The organism is Streptomyces sp. NPDC006450, assembly GCF_040612195.1.
Lineage (GTDB): Bacteria > Actinomycetota > Actinomycetes > Streptomycetales > Streptomycetaceae > Streptomyces.
In genome coordinates this window covers 21,581-36,433 of sequence record NZ_JBEXPT010000033.1, presented here as the reverse complement: position 1 = coordinate 36,433, position 14,853 = coordinate 21,581, and the positions used below count along the sequence as shown (strand labels likewise).

The window sequence follows — 14,853 nt, the reverse complement described above, 5'->3', positions numbered from 1 at the left end:
TAGAAGATGAGCACGTACGGATCCTTCCCCGGCTCGCGGCCCCGTCGGCTGCGCACCACCCCGGCGATGCGGCGGATGGTCGCCGAGAACCGGCTGCACCCCTCGGACCTGATCCTCCCGGCGTTCGTCCGGGAGGGCATCAGCGAGCCGCTCGCCATCTCGGCGATGCCGGGCGTGGTCCAGCACACCCGGGACACGCTGCGGAAGGCCGCCGTGGAGGCGGTCGAGGCGGGCGTCTCGGGGATCATGCTCTTCGGCGTGCCGGCCGACGAGAACAAGGACGCGCGGGGCACGGCGGGCACGGAGCCGGACGGGATCCTCCAGGTCGCGATCCGCGACGTGAAGGCGGAGGTGGGGGACGATCTGGTGATCATGTCCGACCTGTGTCTGGACGAGTACACCGACCACGGCCACTGCGGGGTCCTGGACGAGCACGGCCGCGTGGACAACGACGCGACCCTGGAGCGCTACGCCGAGATGGCGCAGGTCCAGGCCGACGCGGGCGTCCACGTGGTGGGCCCGAGCGGGATGATGGACGGCCAGGTCGGCGTCGTCCGCGACGCGCTGGACGAGACGGGCCACGAGGACGTCTCGATCCTCGCGTACACGGCGAAGTACTCCTCCGCCTTCTACGGTCCCTTCCGCGAGGCCGTCGCGTCCTCGCTCCAGGGCGACCGCAAGACCTACCAGCAGGACCCGGCGAACGCCCGGGAGTCGCTGCGCGAGCTCGCCCTCGACCTGGAGGAGGGCGCCGACATGGTGATGGTCAAGCCGGCCGGGCCCTACCTGGACATCCTCTACCGGGTCGCGCAGTCGGTGGACGTCCCGGTGGCGGCGTACCAGATCAGCGGCGAGTTCGCGATGATCGAGGCGGCGGCGGAGAAGGGCTGGATCGAGCGCGAGCGGGCGATCCTGGAGACCCTGCTCGGCATCAAGCGGGCTGGCGCGGACACGATCCTGACGTACTGGGCGACGGAGGTCGCGGGCTGGCTGCGCGCGGAGCGGTAGGGCGGTCCCCCCGGCACCGATTCGCATCGCGTCCGGCGCGGGCGCACTCTGGAGGCAGGGTGAACGAACCCTGGAGGTGATGCGCCATGACCACGCTCGTCGGGTGGCACGTGGATCTCGAATTCACCGAGGAGGGCCACCGCACCAGTGCGGCGGCCCTGGTCAGACTCGGGGACGGCTCCGAGATCAGGGCGCACGGCTACGCCATGCGCCACCCTTCCGACCCGGAGCAGCTGAGGGTCGGCGAAGAGATCGCCGGCGCGCGGGCTCTGATGGATCTCGCGTCCCAGATGCTGCAGAAGGCCCACAGCGAGATCGACGAGGCCACGGGCCGTCATTCATATCCGCTCAATCGCTGAGCGGGCAGGCCGCACAGGCCCGCGGCGGGCTCCGTCAGGAGCTCGTCAGCGGGTCCGGCCGCGGAAGAGGACGCCCGCCAGGGCGACGGCCGCCGCCGTGATGCCGGCGCACCAGGCGAGGGCCACCCAGGGGGAGTTCCCCGCGGGCTGCGCGAGCAGCAGTGCGCGCAGGGATTCGATCACCGGGGTCAGCGGCTGGTTCTGCGCGAAGCCGTGCAGCCAGCTCGGCATCGTGCCGATGGGGACGAACGCGCTGGACGGGTACGGCAGGAACATCATCAGGAAGGTGAACCCGCCCGCCGCCTCCGGCGACTTGGCGAGCAGCCCCAGCACGGCTGCCAGCCACGAGATCGCCGTGATGTACGCGAACAGCAGCCCGGCCGCCGCGAGGAAGGCGAGCGGCCCCGCCTCGGGGCGGAAGCCGATGGCGAGCGCGACGGCGAGGACCAGGGTGGTGGACAGCAGGTTCCGCAGGACGGAGGCCGTCACGTGCCCGGCCAGGACCGGGATGCCGCCGATGTCCAGGGAGCGGAAGCGGTCGATGATCCCGTTCTTCATGTCGTCCGCGACGCTGACGGCGGTGCTCGCCGCGCCGAAGCCCGCGCAGAGGAGCATGGCGCCGGGGACCACGTACGTCACGTACGCGGTCCCGGTGTCGATGGCGCCGCCGAAGAAGTAGACGAAGATCAGCATCAGCATGACCGGGAGCATCAGCGCGGCGATCAGCGCGTCCGGGCTGCGGCGGCTGATGCGCAGGCTGCGGCCGGCCAGCGCGAGCGCGGCGGTGGAGGTCTTCATCGCGGGCGTCGCGGGGATGGCGGGCATCGCGGGGATCGTGGTCGGTGTGGTCGTCATGGTCATCGGGCAGCTCCCGTCAGGGCGAGGAACACGTCGTCGAGGGTGGCGGTGCGCACCGCGAAGCGGGCGATGTCGGTGCGGTCCGGGTCGAGTTCGTCGAGCAGGGCCCGCACGTGGGCGGCGCTGCCGTCGGTGGGCAGGCCCAGGGTGAGTTCGTCCGGTACGAGGTGCACCGCGCGCGGGGTCAGTGCGTCGTAGGCCGCCCGGTCGGCCAGGGTCAGGTCGAGGCGGTGGCCAGCGACCCGCGACTTGAGCGCGGCGGGCGTGCCCTCGGCGGCGATCCGCCCCTCGGCCAGGACGACCACGCGGTCGGCGAGCCGGTCGGCCTCCTCCAGGTACTGGGTGGTGAGCAGCACCGTCGTGCCGTCCGCGCGCAGTTCCCGTACGAGGTCCCACAGGCCCTGGCGGCTGCGCGGGTCGAGTCCGGTCGTCGGCTCGTCCAGGAAGATCACCTCCGGCTGCGCGACCAGGCTCGCGGCGAGGTCGAGGCGCCGCCGCATTCCTCCGGAGTACGTCTTCGCCGTGCGCCCGGCGGCTTCGGCGAGCCCGAAGCGCTCCAGCAGCTCGTCGGCCCGCGCCCGGGCCGCGCGCGGGCGCAGTCCGCGCAGCCGGCCCATCATGCGCAGCGTCTCGGCGCCGGTCTGGAGGTCGTCGACGGCCGCGAACTGGCCGGTGAGGCTGATGGAGCGGCGTACGAGGGCCCGCGCGGACGCGGTGTCGTGGCCCGCGACGCGGGCGGTGCCGGAGTCGGGCTCGGTGAGGGTGGCGAGGATCCGGACGGTGGTGGTCTTCCCGGCGCCGTTGGGGCCGAGGAGGGCGAGGACGCTGCCGCGCGGGACGGCGAGGTCGATGCCGTCGAGGACGCGCCGGGCGCCGTAGGACTTGGTCAGGGCGGTGGCGTGGATGCCGAAGTCGTCGTTCGTGGTCATCGCGGACCGCGCTCCCTTCTACCTTCTTCTGTCTTCTGCGTATGGGTTACGCGCTTCTGCGTAAGTAATACACAGAACTAGGATGTGGGTCAACGACTCATCAGGGAGGAGGCGGCGATGGCGAAGGACCCCGATGGGGAAACCGGGCTCCCGGCGAGCCTGGAGATGGCCTGGGGCCTGCGCGAACGCCCCGGAAAGGGCCCCCGCCCCACCCTCACGCTCCAGCGGATCGTGGACGCGGCGGTCGCCCTCGCCGCCACCGAGGGGATGGGCGTCGTCTCCATGGGGCGGGTCGCCAAGGAACTGGGCGTCTCGACGATGTCCCTCTACCGGTACGTCACGGCGAAGGAAGAGCTGTACATCCTGATGGCCGACGCCGGCGTAGGCACCCCGCCGGAGCCGTCCGGCGGGGCGGGGCGGGGCTGGCGGGAGCTGCTGACCGACTGGGCGTACGCGCAGCGGGCCGTCCTGATGGCGAACTCCTGGATCGTGCGCATCCCGATCACCGGGGCGCCGGTCAGCCCGAACCAGCTCGCCTGGATGGAACGCGGCCTGGCGGCGATGGCCGGGACCGCCCTGCGGGAGGGCGAGAAGGTCTCGGCGATCATCCTGATCGGCGGCCTGGTCCGCAACGAGGCGACGATGGTCGCGGACATGATCGACGCCATCGTGAAGTCCGGCGTCTCACCCGACCAGGTGCTGGGTCAGTACGTACGCACCCTGCGGCTGATGACCGGCCCGGACACGCACCCGGCGGTGACGCGCCTGCTGGAGTCCGACGCGTTCGCGGGCTCCGACGAGCCGGACTTCCAGTTCCGCTTCGGCCTGGACCGCATCCTGGACGGCCTGGCCGCGCTGATCAGCGAGCGGTCCACTCCGTAAGGGCGGCCCAGGCGGTGGGGGTCAGGTCGAGCACGGGGCCGTGCGGGACCTTGGAGTCCCGGACGTGGACGGCCCCCGGGCAGGTGGCGACCTCGACGCACTGACCGCCTTCGTCGCCGCTGTACGTGGACTTCTGCCAGGCGACGGCCACCTCCAGGCACTGGCCGCCTTCGCTGCCGCTGTAGCTGGACTTGAACCACTTCAGTGCGGTGGTGGGGCTCATGGCTCTCCTAGCAGGCGGTCCAACAGGCCCCTCGTCTGCTCGGTGTTGAGGGCCTGAGTCCGCAGCATTGCATACTTGCGCGCGAGGATGCTGACCTCATTGGGGTCCGAGATCAGGTGGCTGCCGCGCTGGCTTTCCGTGTACGCGAGGTGCTGGTGGTCCGCGGTTTCCAAGAGCGTGAACGGGCCGTTGAGGCCTGCGTGCGAGGTGCGGCCCAGGGGCATGACCTGAAGGCTCACGTCCGGCAGGTCGGAGCAGGTTCGCAGATGGCGCAACTGCTCGGCATGCACCTCGTCCCCGCCCAGCCGGTCCCGTAGGACCGCCTCCCAGACAACGAAGCTCAAGGTCGGCGGCTTGGCGCGGCGCAGGATCTGCTGGCGCGCGATGCGCGAGGCGGTCAGTGATTCGATCTCCGCCTCCGGGTGGGCCGGGACGCGGCAGGCGAAGACGGCCCGGGCGTGGGTCTCCGTCTGGAGCAGGCCGGGTACGACCTGGTTGTCGAACCAGGAGAGGGCGATCGCGCCGTACTCCAGGTCCATGTACTCCTCGGCCCAAGGCGGCGTCACGTCCACGGCGGGCATCTCCGCGGCCGCCACGGTCAGGGTGCCCGGCAGACCCAGGAACTGGTCCATCAGCTCCGCGACGTTCGGCATCAGCGCCCGCCGCCCCTGCTCGATGGAGGCGATGGTCTCCGCGTCCAGGCGGACCAGTTCTCCGAGCTGTGTCTGCGTCAGGTTCTTGGCGATCCGGGCCCCGGCCACCTGCTTGCCGACCATCTTCATGGTCGTCGCGTTCGGCCGTGCGCGTTTCCTCGGTGGCATGACGGTGAACTCCCCACCCCTGCTGCTGAACTACCCCGTGCCGACCCGTACTCATCACTGAGTACGGGTCGGCGCTCAGCCACACGCTAGTCACGCAACGCGATGATCGGCGCGTGAATCTGCATACTCAACCCGCCCTGGTGCAGGACCGCCTCTACCTGCGCGCACCCCGAACCATCAGCGCCGCACGCCACTTCACACGTGACACCTTGGACGCGTGGGGCCGGACCTCCCGGCAGGACGACGTGTTGCTCTGCGTGAGCGAGCTGGCGACCAACGCGCTGCGGTACGGGGTCCCGCGCGGTCGCGGGTACCTGCTGCGACTGCTCACGTACGACGGGACCGTCCGCGTCGAGGTCCACGACAGCGGGCCCGGGCTGTCGCGGATCCGGGAACGGGCTCCCGGGTGGGGGCTGTTGCTCGTGGACGGGCTGGCCGACGCCTGGGGGGTGCTGCCGCGGGCGCCCGGGAAGGTGGTCTGGTGCGAATTCCGGGGGCTCGGCTGCTAGCTTCGGGCTGCTCAGGGGTTCTGTTCGAGGGGGGTCAATGTCAGGTCCGCTGCGGTGGGTCGTGGTCGTCGTCAGCGCGGGGATCGTGTTCCTGATCAGCTTCAGGCTGGGGGTGTGGGACCCCTTCGGCTGGTTCCCGGAGAAGGACTCCGACCGGGTGTCGGCTGCCGCCGGCTTCGGCGGGGCCATGGCCGCCGTGTGCGCACTGGTCGGCGGCTGGTGGGCCGGCGGGGGCAGCGGCGGCGGGAACTCCGTACGGCAGCGCGCCCGCGCCTCCGGTACCAGCCAGGTCACCCAGACCGGCGGGACCGGCGCACCCGGCCCGGTGGACCAGCGGGCACGCGCCGACGGGGACGCCCGCGTGCGGCAGACCGGCGGCGGTGAACAGCAGCCGGACCCGACCCCGTGACGGGGAACCGGTGGCAGCAGCGGGCGCGGGCCGAGGGGGACGCGCGGATCACCCAGATCGCTGTGGCGGGGGACTACGTCACCCACGCGCCCGGATCCGGTCCGCTGCCCCCTGCCTCCCTCGGGCTGCCCGCCGCGCCCGTCGCCCTCGTCGGCCGGGACGGCGCGGTCGGGGAACTCACGCACCTGCTCGGCCGGGGCGAGCGCGGTGCCCCGGTCACGGTGGTGGCCGGGCTGCCCGGGGTCGGCAAGAGCGCGCTGGCCGTCACGACGGCCCACCGGGCCGTGGCGCAGGGGTGGTTCGGGGACCGGGTGTTCTTCCTCCGGCTGCACGGCTACGCCCCGAACGGCGCCGTGAGCGGGCCGCAGGCGGTGCGGGAGATGCTCCGCTACCTGGGGATCAGGGACACGGACGTACCGCCGTCCCCCGACGGGCAGGTCACGCTGTACCGGGCCCGGCTGGCCGCCCTCGCCGGGGCCGGGCAGCGGGTCCTGATCGTCGCGGACGACGCCGCATCGGTGTCCCAGGTGCAGGGCCTCGTACCGCCCGACGGCACGCACCGCCTGCTGGTGACCTCGCGGCACCGGCTGGTCGCGCCGGGCTTCACCGCGCGCGTGGTCGTCCTGGACGAGCTGGCGGCGGAGCCCGCGGCGGAACTGCTCGCGGGTGCGCTGCTGCAGACCTGGCCGCAGGACCCGCGACCGGCGCGGGAGCCGGAGGCGCTGGGGCGGATCGCGGAGCTGTGCGGGCGGCTGCCGTTGGCCCTGACGGTGGCCGGGGCGCTGCTGGCGGGGGATCCGGGACTGGCGGCGGGGGAGTTGGCGCGGGAGCTGGCGCGGGCGAGGACCCGGCTGGAGACGCTGCACGTCGGCGGCCTCGGCGACGGCTCCGGCGGCGACGGCTTCGGCGGCGACGGCTTCGGCGACGGTGAGGTGCCCGTCGGGGTCCGGGCCGCGTTCGACCTGTCGTACGCGAGGCTCCCGGCGGACCAGGCCCGGATCTTCCGGCTGCTGACGGTGGTTCCGGGGCCGGACTGCTCCACGCTGTGCCTCTGTGCGGTCGTTCACGAGGGCGACCCGGAGGAGCTCGAAAGCACCGTCGCAGGCCTCCGGCGCCCGTTGGCAGCCCTCGCACGGGCCAGTCTGTTGACCGAGCACCCCGTCGGCTCGGGCAGGTGGCGGATGCACGACCTGATCCGGCTCTACGCGCTGGAGCGGGGAGCGGAACATGCCGATGAGGACGGCCGGGAAGCCGCGGTCGACCGGTTCCTGGAGACGGTGGTCTTCGCGGTCGAGGCGGCCCAGCAGGCACTGGGCGTGGCTCCGGTGACCGCGGAACTGGCGTCCGGCCTCACGGTGGAGCCGGTACGGAAGTGGTTCGAGGACGAACGGGCCATGCTGGTGAACGCGGTGGGGTTCGCCGCGGACAGCGGTCGCACGCGGATGGCCCTGCGCTTGTGCGACCGCCTGGGGTCGGTGCTCCAGGTCTACCGCTACGAGCAGGACATGCTCGTGGTGGCCCGGACCGGGCTGGAGCTGGCCCGGCGCTCGGGCAACCGCGGGGCGGTCGCCATGGCCCTGTGCAACCTGAGCAGCGCACTCCTCAACGGGCATTACCTGGAGGAGGCGGCCGGGCACCTGGCGGAGGCCCTCGCACTGGCCGAGGAGACCGGTGACCGCAAGGCGCAGGGCGTCGTGCAGCGCCTCCTGGGGGACGCCTACCGGTACATGGACCGGTACGAGGACGCGCGGGCGGCGCTCGAAGGGGCCTTGGTGATCTTCCGCGAGCTGGGCCTGCGCAACGAGGAGGGCATGACGCTGGCGGGCCTCGGCCACAGCCTGGGCGTGCTCGGCAGGCCGGACGAGTCGCTCGCCGTGCTGCGGGAGGCCGTGGACGTCCTGCGGGAGACCGGGGACCGCCACCGCGAGGCCACCTTCTCGGCGGCCCTGGCCTCCGCGCTCTGGCGGGCCGGACACCGCGAGGAGTCCCTCGCGGTGCGGAAGAGGGCGCGCGCCGTGCTGATCGAGCTGGGCAACGGGATCGCGGCCGCCGACTCGCTGCTGGGGCTCGGGGATTCGCTGTTCGCCGCCGAGCTTCCGGAAGAGGCGCTGACGCACTACGAAGAGGCCCTCGCGCAGTACGAGGAGGCCGGGGAGCCGAAGTACCGGGGCATCGCACTGGGCCGGCTGGGCCTGTGCCATCACGCGGCGGGCCGGCTGGAGGAGGCGCTGGCCGTGTTCCGGGAGGCCTGCGCCCTCCTCGCCGGTACGCGGGACCGCACCAACGAGGCCCTGGCGCTGATGGGGCTCGGCGCCACGCTGACGGATCTGGGCCGCGAGGCGGAGGCCGCGGACTTCCTCGGCCGGGCGCAGGAGATGTACGACTCCGTGCGCGACACGGACACCGGCACCGGCCTCGCGGACGACCCGCCTAGCCGCTGACCCGGCCCGCCAGCCGGGCCATCGCCTCGCGCAGTTCCCGCTCCGCGCCCAGGGGGACGATCGCCGCGCGGCCCGGGACGCGTACCCCGCCCGTCAGGGCTGCTCGGGTGGCGCCGTCGGGGGCCGGGGCGGCGGCCATGCCGATGATCAGGAAGCGGCTCTGGAGCCAGCACCAGCCGGGGCGCAGGACGCCGTGGAAGTGGGCGCGCAGGCCGTACTTGCTGCGGGCCAGGGCCTCCACGCGGTCGCCCGTGACGCGGAGCACGCGCACGGTGCGCATGTCGGGCTGGAAGCTGCCGAACTCGCCCTCCAGGTCCGACATCACCGCCCAGACGGCATCGAGAGGGGCGGGGAGGACCTCCTCGACGACCCGGGCTCCCGGGACGCCGGCCGCCATGATGCGCAGGCGGGCGACCGGATCCATTCGGTATGCGTCTGCGTGCGTCATGACGTCCACGCCTTCCGGAAGCTCGTACGGGCCCGGTGCAGCCGGGACTTGGCGGTGCCCGGCGGGACGCCGAGCAGGGCGGCGGCGGACTCCTCGTCGAGGCCTTCGACGTCGCGGAGTACGAGGACCGCCCGGTGGTCGGGGGAGAGGCGGGCCAGGACGTCGTCGATGTCGGTGGCGAGCTGCGGGTCGTCCCGGCCGGGTACGTCGGCCAGTTCGGCCGGGCGGTCGCGGGCCGCGCGCCGGGCGGTGCGGACGGCTTCGCGGACGGCGATGGCGCGGACCCAGCCGTACAGGGTCTGCGGATCGCGGAGCGAGCGGAGGGAGCGGAAGACGCGGAGCAGGGCCTCCTGTGTGGCGTCCGGGCCGTCCGCGAGGGCGATCGGGTGGCAGATCCTGGCGATGTACGGGGTCAGGTGGTCGAGGAGGCCGTGGAGCGCGAGGGTGTCGCCGGCCCGGGCCGCGCGCGCGAGGGCGACTCCGCGGTCGCGGGCGGCCTGGGTGAGGGGCCCGGCGGCGGGGCGGCCGGATGGTGCGCTCACCGGGCTCTCGCCAGCCGGACCGCGGCCCAGCCGAAGCCGAGGCAGGCGGGGGTGTACAGGGCGAGGTTGAGGGCGCGGAAGGGGCCGTCCGCCGGGCTGTCGAGGAGACCGGCGGCCCAGCCCAGGCCCGCGAGGCCCCGTACGGCCAGCCCGGCCGCCACGGCGGCCGTCGCCAGGCGGGCGGCCCGCCGGACGGGCCCGCTGCCCCGGCCGTGCGCGTGCGCGAGTACGGCGGCGGCCCCGGTCAGGGTGAGCGCGGCGAGCGGCAGGACGACGGGCGGCCCGAAGGACACCTCGGAGCCGAGCACGGCCAGGGACAGGGTCCGCTCGTCGGCGGCGGGCCAGGTCAGGCCGGTGGCCCAGTACAGATGGACCAGCCCGTCCGCGGCGAGCAGCGCGGCGAGCGCGCGCCCGGTGCGCCTGCGCGTCGTGTCCTTCATGTGTGCCCCTCTCGGTGGTGGAACGCTCCCGCAACGCTCCGGCACACAGAGGAGGGGGCCCACGGGGGAAAGGTTCCCTGTGAGCCCCGTCACCCCTCTGGGGGCGTCCGTCAGTCGATGATCTCCGGGCGGGCCTTGATCACCGCGAAGACGGCGCCCTGCGGGTCGGCCAGGACGGCCATGCGGCCGGCCGCCATGTCGAAGGCCGGGGCCATGACGGAGGCTCCGGCGCGGGTGGCGGAGGCCTGGATCTCGTCGACGTCGTCGGCGCTGAAGTACGGGATCCAGTTCGGCGGGGTGCCCGGCGGGAGGTTGCCCAGGTCCATCATTCCGGCCACCGCGCGGCCGTCGACCTGGAACTCCGTGTACCCCGCGGCCTCCGGCATCTCGGACAGGGCCGTGGTGACCGGCAGGACGGCGCTGTAGAACGCCCGCGCGGCGGGGACGTCGCCGGTGCTCAGCTCGTTCCAGATGAGCGCGCCGTGCTCGTTGACGATGCCCGCCCCGTCGAAGGTGCCCGCCTGCCACAGGCCGATGACGGCGCCGGTCGGGTCGGCGATGACGGCCATCCGGCCGAGGTCCATCACGTCCATCGGGACCATCACGACCGTGCCGCCCGCGTCGGTGACGGACTTGAGGGTGGCGTCGATGGCGTCCGTGGCCAGGTACGTGGTCCACACGGTCGGGGGCATCGGGTCGGGGACGCTGCCGTCCGGGTTCATCGCCTTCATGATCCCGGCGACCGGCTTGCCCTTGAGGGTGCAGACGGAGTACCCGCCGGTCTCGGGCGGGCCGATCTCCCCCTGCCAGCCGAAGAGGTCGGCGTAGAAGTCGAGGGCGGCCTGCTGGTCGGGAACCATCAGGTCGATCCAGCAGGGGGTGCCGGGCTTGTAGGGGCCGTTCATGTCGGGCACGGGGCCCTCCGGAGGTGCGTAGGGGAAGGACGGGCCGTCCCCTACCCGGGCCACCCGGACCCAAGCGGGCTGTTCGGGTGAAACCGGGTGGTCGATCACGGGTGCGATCACGGGTGCGATCACGGGGACGTGCGGCTGCTCGCGGGTGTTCGCGCGTGCTCGTCTCCGTGGCGGCGGCCGTCGCGGCCCCGGGCACGACGCCCGGCACCCTCACCGGGGCGGCGCCCGCCACCCCGGTGACACAGACGCCGAAGGGGCCCCGGGGAACACGCTCAGCGCGTTCCCCGGGGCCCCTTCCGGTACGTCAGAGCTTCTCGGGGGTCCGGATGCCCAGCAGGGACATGCCCTTGCTGAGGGTGCGGGCGGTCAGCTCGCACAGGAACAGGCGGTTCTCGCCGACGACGAGCTCGGGCTCGGGCTTCACGACCGGGCACTGCTCGTAGAACGTCGCGAACAGCGAGGACAGCTGGTAGAGGTACGCCGCCACCTTGTGCGGGGCGTGCTCCGCGGCCGCTTCGGCGATCAGCTCGCCGAACTGGTCCAGGTGCAGGCCCAGCGCGCGCTCCGCCGGAGCCAGCTCCAGCTCCGGGTGCGCGACCGGCTTGCGGTCGCCCGCCTCGCCCGCCTTGCGCAGGATGGACTTGATGCGGGCGTACGCGTACTGGAGGTACACGGACGTGTCACCGGTCAGCGAGACCATCTGGTCCAGGTCGAACTTGTAGTCGCGCGAGGCCGAGGTCGACAGGTCCGCGTACTTCACGGCGCCGATGCCCACGTACTGGCCGTTCTCGACGATCTCCTCCTCGCTCAGGCCGATCTTCTCGGCCTTCTCGCGCACGACGGCCGTGGCCCGCTCGACGGCCTCGTCGAGGAGGTCCACCAGCCGGACCGTCTCGCCCTCACGGGTCTTGAACGGCTTGCCGTCCTTGCCCAGCACGGTGCCGAAAGCCAGCTGAACGGCCTTGACCTCGTCGTTCAGCCAGCCCGCCCGGCGCGCCGTCTCGAAGACCATCTTGAAGTGCAGGGACTGCCGCGCGTCGACCACGTAGATCAGCTCGGTCGCGCCCAGGGTGCCCACGCGGTCGCGGATCGCCGAGAGGTCGGTCGCCGCGTAGCCGAAGCCGCCGTCCGACTTCTGCACGATCAGCGGGGTCGGGTTGCCGTCCTGGCCCTTGACGTCGTCGAAGAAGACGCAGAGCGCGCCGTTGGAGCGGACGGCGACGCCCGAGTCCTCCAGCAGCTTGCAGGTCTCCACCAGCATGTCGTTGTAGCCGGACTCGCCGATGACGTCGGGGTCCTGGATGTCCATGTCCAGCTTGTTGAAGACGGAGTAGAAGTAGATCTTCGACTCGTCCACGAACCGCTGCCACAGCGCCAGGGTCTCCGGCTCGCCCGCCTGGAGGTCCACCACCCGGGCCCTGGCCCGCGTCTTGAACTCCTCGTCGGAGTCGAAGAGCGTGCGCGAGGCCTTGTAGAGGCGGTTCAGGTTGGACATGGCCTCCTCGCCGGAGACCTCCGAGCCGTCCTGCGCCTTGTGGTCCAGCTCGTGCGGGTGCTCCAGCAGGTACTGGATGAGCATGCCGAACTGGGTGCCCCAGTCGCCGATGTGGTGGCGGCGGACCACCTTCTCACCGGTGAACTCCAGGATCTCCACCATCGCCGCGCCGATGACCGCCGAGCGCAGGTGGCCGACGTGCATCTCCTTGGCCACGTTCGGCTGGGCGTAGTCGATCACCGTCGTACCCGGCTTCGCGGCGAGCGGCACGCCGAGGCGGTCGTCCGCGGCGCGGGCCGCCAGGGTCTCGATGATCGCCTCGTCGGTGATGGTGATGTTGAGGAAGCCGGGACCCGAGACCTCGATCTCCCGGATCAGGCCGCCGGTCTCGATGCCCTCGACCACGGTCGTCGCCAGCTCGCGCGGGTTGGCCTTGGCCTTCTTCGCGAGCGCCAGGATGCCGTTGGCCTGGAAGTCGGCCCGGTCGCTTCGTCGCAGCAGCGGGTCGCTCGCACCGGCGTCCGGCAGGGCGGAGGCGAGTGCGTCGGCGACGCGCTGGTTGACGGAGGAAGCGAGGGAAGGGACCGAGGCCATGAGCTGCCGTTCCTGTGAGGTCGTGCTTGAGCGTGCACTTGGGGTTTCCGACAAGGACCGAGTATCCCACGCGGGGGCTGTCCACATCCCGGGATATATGGGGGACCGGGCGGCACCGATAAACCTCGGAGCCCTCCCTTCCGTCTGGGAGAATGGCGAGAAGCCAGCATTCGAGATAGAAGGACGTGTCGTGGCTCAGAGCGCCCAGAGCAGCACCGAGACCGACTGGGTCTCCCGTTTCGCGGACGAGGTCATCGCCGAGGCGGAGCGCCGAGCCCCGGGCAAAGCCGTCGTCGTCGCGTCCGGTCTTTCCCCCTCCGGCCCGATCCACCTGGGCAACCTGCGCGAGGTCATGACCCCGCACCTGGTCGCGGACGAGATCCGCCGCCGGGGCCACGAGGTCCGCCACCTGATCTCCTGGGACGACTACGACCGGTACCGCAAGGTCCCCAAGGGCATCCCCGGCGTCACCGAGGAGTCGCACGCCCAGCACATCGGCCGCCCGCTGACCGCTGTGCCCGCCCCCGAGGGCTCCCCGTACCCGAACTGGGCCGAGCACTTCAAGGCCGCCATGGTCGAAGCGCTGGCCGAGCTCGGCGTCGAGTACGACCCGATCAGCCAGACCGAGCAGTACACCGCCGGCACCTACCGCGAGCAGGTGCTGTTCGCGATGAAGCACCGCGGCGACATCGACGCGATCCTCGACCAGTACCGGACCAAGCAGAAGCCGGGCGGCAAGAAGCCGCAGCAGAAGCAGGTCGACGAGGCCGAGCTGGAGGCCGCCGAGGGCTCGGGCGCGGCGGCCGAGGACGACGGCAGCGTCGGCGAGGGCGGGTACTTCCCGTACAAGCCGTACTGCGCCGAGTGCGGCAAGGACTTCACCAAGGTCACGTCCTACGACGACGAGACCACCGAGCTGACCTACGTCTGCACCGAGGACGAGTTCACCGAGACGGTCAAGCTCAGCGAGTTCAACCGCGGCAAGCTGGTCTGGAAGGTCGACTGGCCCATGCGCTGGGCCTACGAAGGCGTGATCTTCGAGCCGTCCGGCGTCGACCACTCCTCACCCGGCTCCTCCTTCCAGGTCGGCGGGCAGATCGTCGGCATCTTCGGCGGCGAGCAGCCGATCGGACCGATGTACGCGTTCGTCGGCATCAGCGGCATGGCCAAGATGTCCTCCAGCAAGGGCGGGGTCCCGACCCCGGCCGACGCGCTGAAGATCATGGAACCGCAGCTGTTGCGCTGGCTCTACGCCCGCCGCAAGCCCAACCAGTCCTTCAAGATCGCCTTCGACCAGGAGATCCAGCGGCTCTACGACGAGTGGGACAAGCTGGAGGCCAAGGTCGCCGACGGCTCCGTGCTGCCCGCCGACGCCGCCGCCCACGCCCGCGCCGTACGCGTCGCCTCGCACGAGCTGCCGCGCACCCCGCGCCCGATGGCCTACCGGACGCTCGCCTCGGTGGTGGACATCACCGCCGGACACGACGAGCAGACCCTGCGCATCCTCAGCGACCTGGAGCCGGAGCGGCCGCTGACCTCGCTCGACGAGGTACGCCCGCGCCTGGACCGCGCCGAGAACTGGATCACCACCCAGGTCCCGGCCGATCAGCGGACGCTGGTGCGCGAGGAGGCCGACGTAGAGCTCCTGTCCTCCCTGGACGACGAGGGACGCGAATCGCTGCGCCGCCTCGTGGACGGGCTCGACTCGCACTGGTCCCTCGACGGACTCACCACGCTCGTCTACGGCGTGCCGAAGGTGATGGCCGGCCTGGAGCCGGACGCCAAGCCGACGCCGGAGCTCAAGGTCGCGCAGCGCACGTTCTTCGCACTGCTCTACCGGCTCCTCGTGACCCGGGAGACCGGGCCGCGCCTGCCCACGCTGCTGCTCGCGGTGGGTGCGGAGCGGGTGCGCAAGCTGCTCGCCGTCTGAGGCTCCGCGTCCGAGGACACGGGAAGGGCCCGCACCCCACGGGGTGCGGGC

At 72.2% G+C, this 14,853-nt stretch carries 16 protein-coding genes; 7 read left to right on the top strand and 9 right to left on the bottom strand.

Going from position 1 to position 14,853, the window contains the following annotated elements; genetic code table 11:
- Positions 1 to 6 precede the first annotated feature (6 nt).
- Both hemB and ABZY57_RS13510 read left to right on the top strand, forming a co-directional pair.
- Positions 7 to 1,008 (top strand): porphobilinogen synthase, encoded by a 1,002-nt coding sequence (gene hemB, locus ABZY57_RS13515; protein ID WP_356511356.1) that lies wholly within the window; start codon positions 7 to 9, stop codon positions 1,006 to 1,008.
- Between the two features lie 86 nt (positions 1,009 to 1,094).
- Positions 1,095 to 1,367, top strand: coding sequence for a DUF1876 domain-containing protein (locus ABZY57_RS13510; RefSeq protein WP_356511354.1), 273 nt, complete (start codon positions 1,095 to 1,097; stop codon positions 1,365 to 1,367).
- A gap of 45 nt (positions 1,368 to 1,412) precedes the next feature.
- On the opposite strand, the gene ABZY57_RS13505 is transcribed toward ABZY57_RS13510, so the two are convergent.
- Entirely contained in the window at positions 1,413 to 2,165 is a 753-nt protein-coding gene (locus ABZY57_RS13505) for an ABC transporter permease (RefSeq protein ID WP_356511392.1), read from the bottom strand.
- A gap of 59 nt (positions 2,166 to 2,224) precedes the next feature.
- Complete coding sequence (locus ABZY57_RS13500) at positions 2,225 to 3,154, bottom strand: ATP-binding cassette domain-containing protein (RefSeq protein WP_356511353.1); 930 nt, start codon at positions 3,152 to 3,154, stop codon at positions 2,225 to 2,227.
- Between the two features lie 117 nt (positions 3,155 to 3,271).
- Between ABZY57_RS13500 and ABZY57_RS13495 the strand changes: the two genes are divergently transcribed.
- The gene (locus ABZY57_RS13495; protein ID WP_356511351.1) at positions 3,272 to 4,036 is read left to right on the top strand and encodes a TetR/AcrR family transcriptional regulator; all 765 of its coding nucleotides are present in this window, start codon (positions 3,272 to 3,274) and stop codon (positions 4,034 to 4,036) included.
- On the opposite strand, the gene ABZY57_RS13490 is transcribed toward ABZY57_RS13495, so the two are convergent.
- Both ABZY57_RS13490 and ABZY57_RS13485 read right to left on the bottom strand, forming a co-directional pair.
- A complete protein-coding gene (locus tag ABZY57_RS13490; RefSeq protein ID WP_356511349.1) occupies positions 4,014 to 4,259 on the bottom strand; it encodes a DUF397 domain-containing protein in 246 nt (81 codons plus the stop codon). The two genes, ABZY57_RS13495 and ABZY57_RS13490, sit on opposite strands and share 23 nt — an antisense overlap.
- On the bottom strand, positions 4,256 to 5,080 hold the full coding sequence (locus ABZY57_RS13485; RefSeq protein ID WP_356511347.1) for a helix-turn-helix transcriptional regulator: 825 nt from the start codon (positions 5,078 to 5,080) through the stop codon (positions 4,256 to 4,258). The genes ABZY57_RS13490 and ABZY57_RS13485 overlap by 4 nt, the downstream gene beginning before the upstream one ends.
- A 113-nt stretch (positions 5,081 to 5,193) precedes the next feature.
- Here ABZY57_RS13485 and ABZY57_RS13480 point away from each other — a divergent pair, with 113 nt between their 5' ends.
- The 3 genes from ABZY57_RS13480 to ABZY57_RS13470 are packed head-to-tail and all read left to right on the top strand — an operon-like array spanning position 5,194 to position 8,439.
- Complete coding sequence (locus ABZY57_RS13480; protein WP_356511346.1) at positions 5,194 to 5,589, top strand: ATP-binding protein; 396 nt, start codon at positions 5,194 to 5,196, stop codon at positions 5,587 to 5,589.
- A 37-nt stretch (positions 5,590 to 5,626) separates the two neighbouring features.
- The gene (locus ABZY57_RS13475; RefSeq protein WP_356511344.1) at positions 5,627 to 5,998 is read left to right on the top strand and encodes a hypothetical protein; all 372 of its coding nucleotides are present in this window, start codon (positions 5,627 to 5,629) and stop codon (positions 5,996 to 5,998) included.
- Entirely contained in the window at positions 5,995 to 8,439 is a 2,445-nt protein-coding gene (locus ABZY57_RS13470; protein WP_356511342.1) for a tetratricopeptide repeat protein, read from the top strand. Before ABZY57_RS13475 ends, ABZY57_RS13470 begins: the two co-directional genes overlap by 4 nt.
- Here the strand turns inward: ABZY57_RS13470 and ABZY57_RS13465 are convergent.
- The 5 genes from ABZY57_RS13465 to argS all read right to left on the bottom strand — a co-directional run bounded on the left by ABZY57_RS13465 (position 8,429) and on the right by argS (position 12,872).
- A complete protein-coding gene (locus ABZY57_RS13465; protein ID WP_356511340.1) occupies positions 8,429 to 8,887 on the bottom strand; it encodes a hypothetical protein in 459 nt (152 codons plus the stop codon). The two genes, ABZY57_RS13470 and ABZY57_RS13465, sit on opposite strands and share 11 nt — an antisense overlap.
- Entirely contained in the window at positions 8,884 to 9,429 is a 546-nt protein-coding gene (locus ABZY57_RS13460; RefSeq protein WP_356511338.1) for an RNA polymerase sigma factor, read from the bottom strand. Before ABZY57_RS13460 ends, ABZY57_RS13465 begins: the two co-directional genes overlap by 4 nt.
- Positions 9,426 to 9,869, bottom strand: coding sequence for a DUF3995 domain-containing protein (locus tag ABZY57_RS13455; RefSeq protein ID WP_356511336.1), 444 nt, complete (start codon positions 9,867 to 9,869; stop codon positions 9,426 to 9,428). The genes ABZY57_RS13460 and ABZY57_RS13455 overlap by 4 nt, the downstream gene beginning before the upstream one ends.
- 110 nt (positions 9,870 to 9,979) lie before the next feature.
- A complete protein-coding gene (locus ABZY57_RS13450; protein WP_356511390.1) occupies positions 9,980 to 10,774 on the bottom strand; it encodes a VOC family protein in 795 nt (264 codons plus the stop codon).
- A gap of 313 nt (positions 10,775 to 11,087) precedes the next feature.
- Complete coding sequence (argS, locus tag ABZY57_RS13445; protein WP_356511334.1) at positions 11,088 to 12,872, bottom strand: arginine--tRNA ligase; 1,785 nt, start codon at positions 12,870 to 12,872, stop codon at positions 11,088 to 11,090.
- Between the two features lie 190 nt (positions 12,873 to 13,062).
- Between argS and lysS the strand changes: the two genes are divergently transcribed.
- Positions 13,063 to 14,802 carry a lysine--tRNA ligase gene (lysS, locus tag ABZY57_RS13440; protein WP_356511333.1) on the top strand — a complete coding sequence of 580 codons (1,740 nt, stop codon included), beginning with the start codon at positions 13,063 to 13,065 and terminating at the stop codon, positions 14,800 to 14,802.
- Positions 14,803 to 14,853 lie beyond the last annotated feature (51 nt).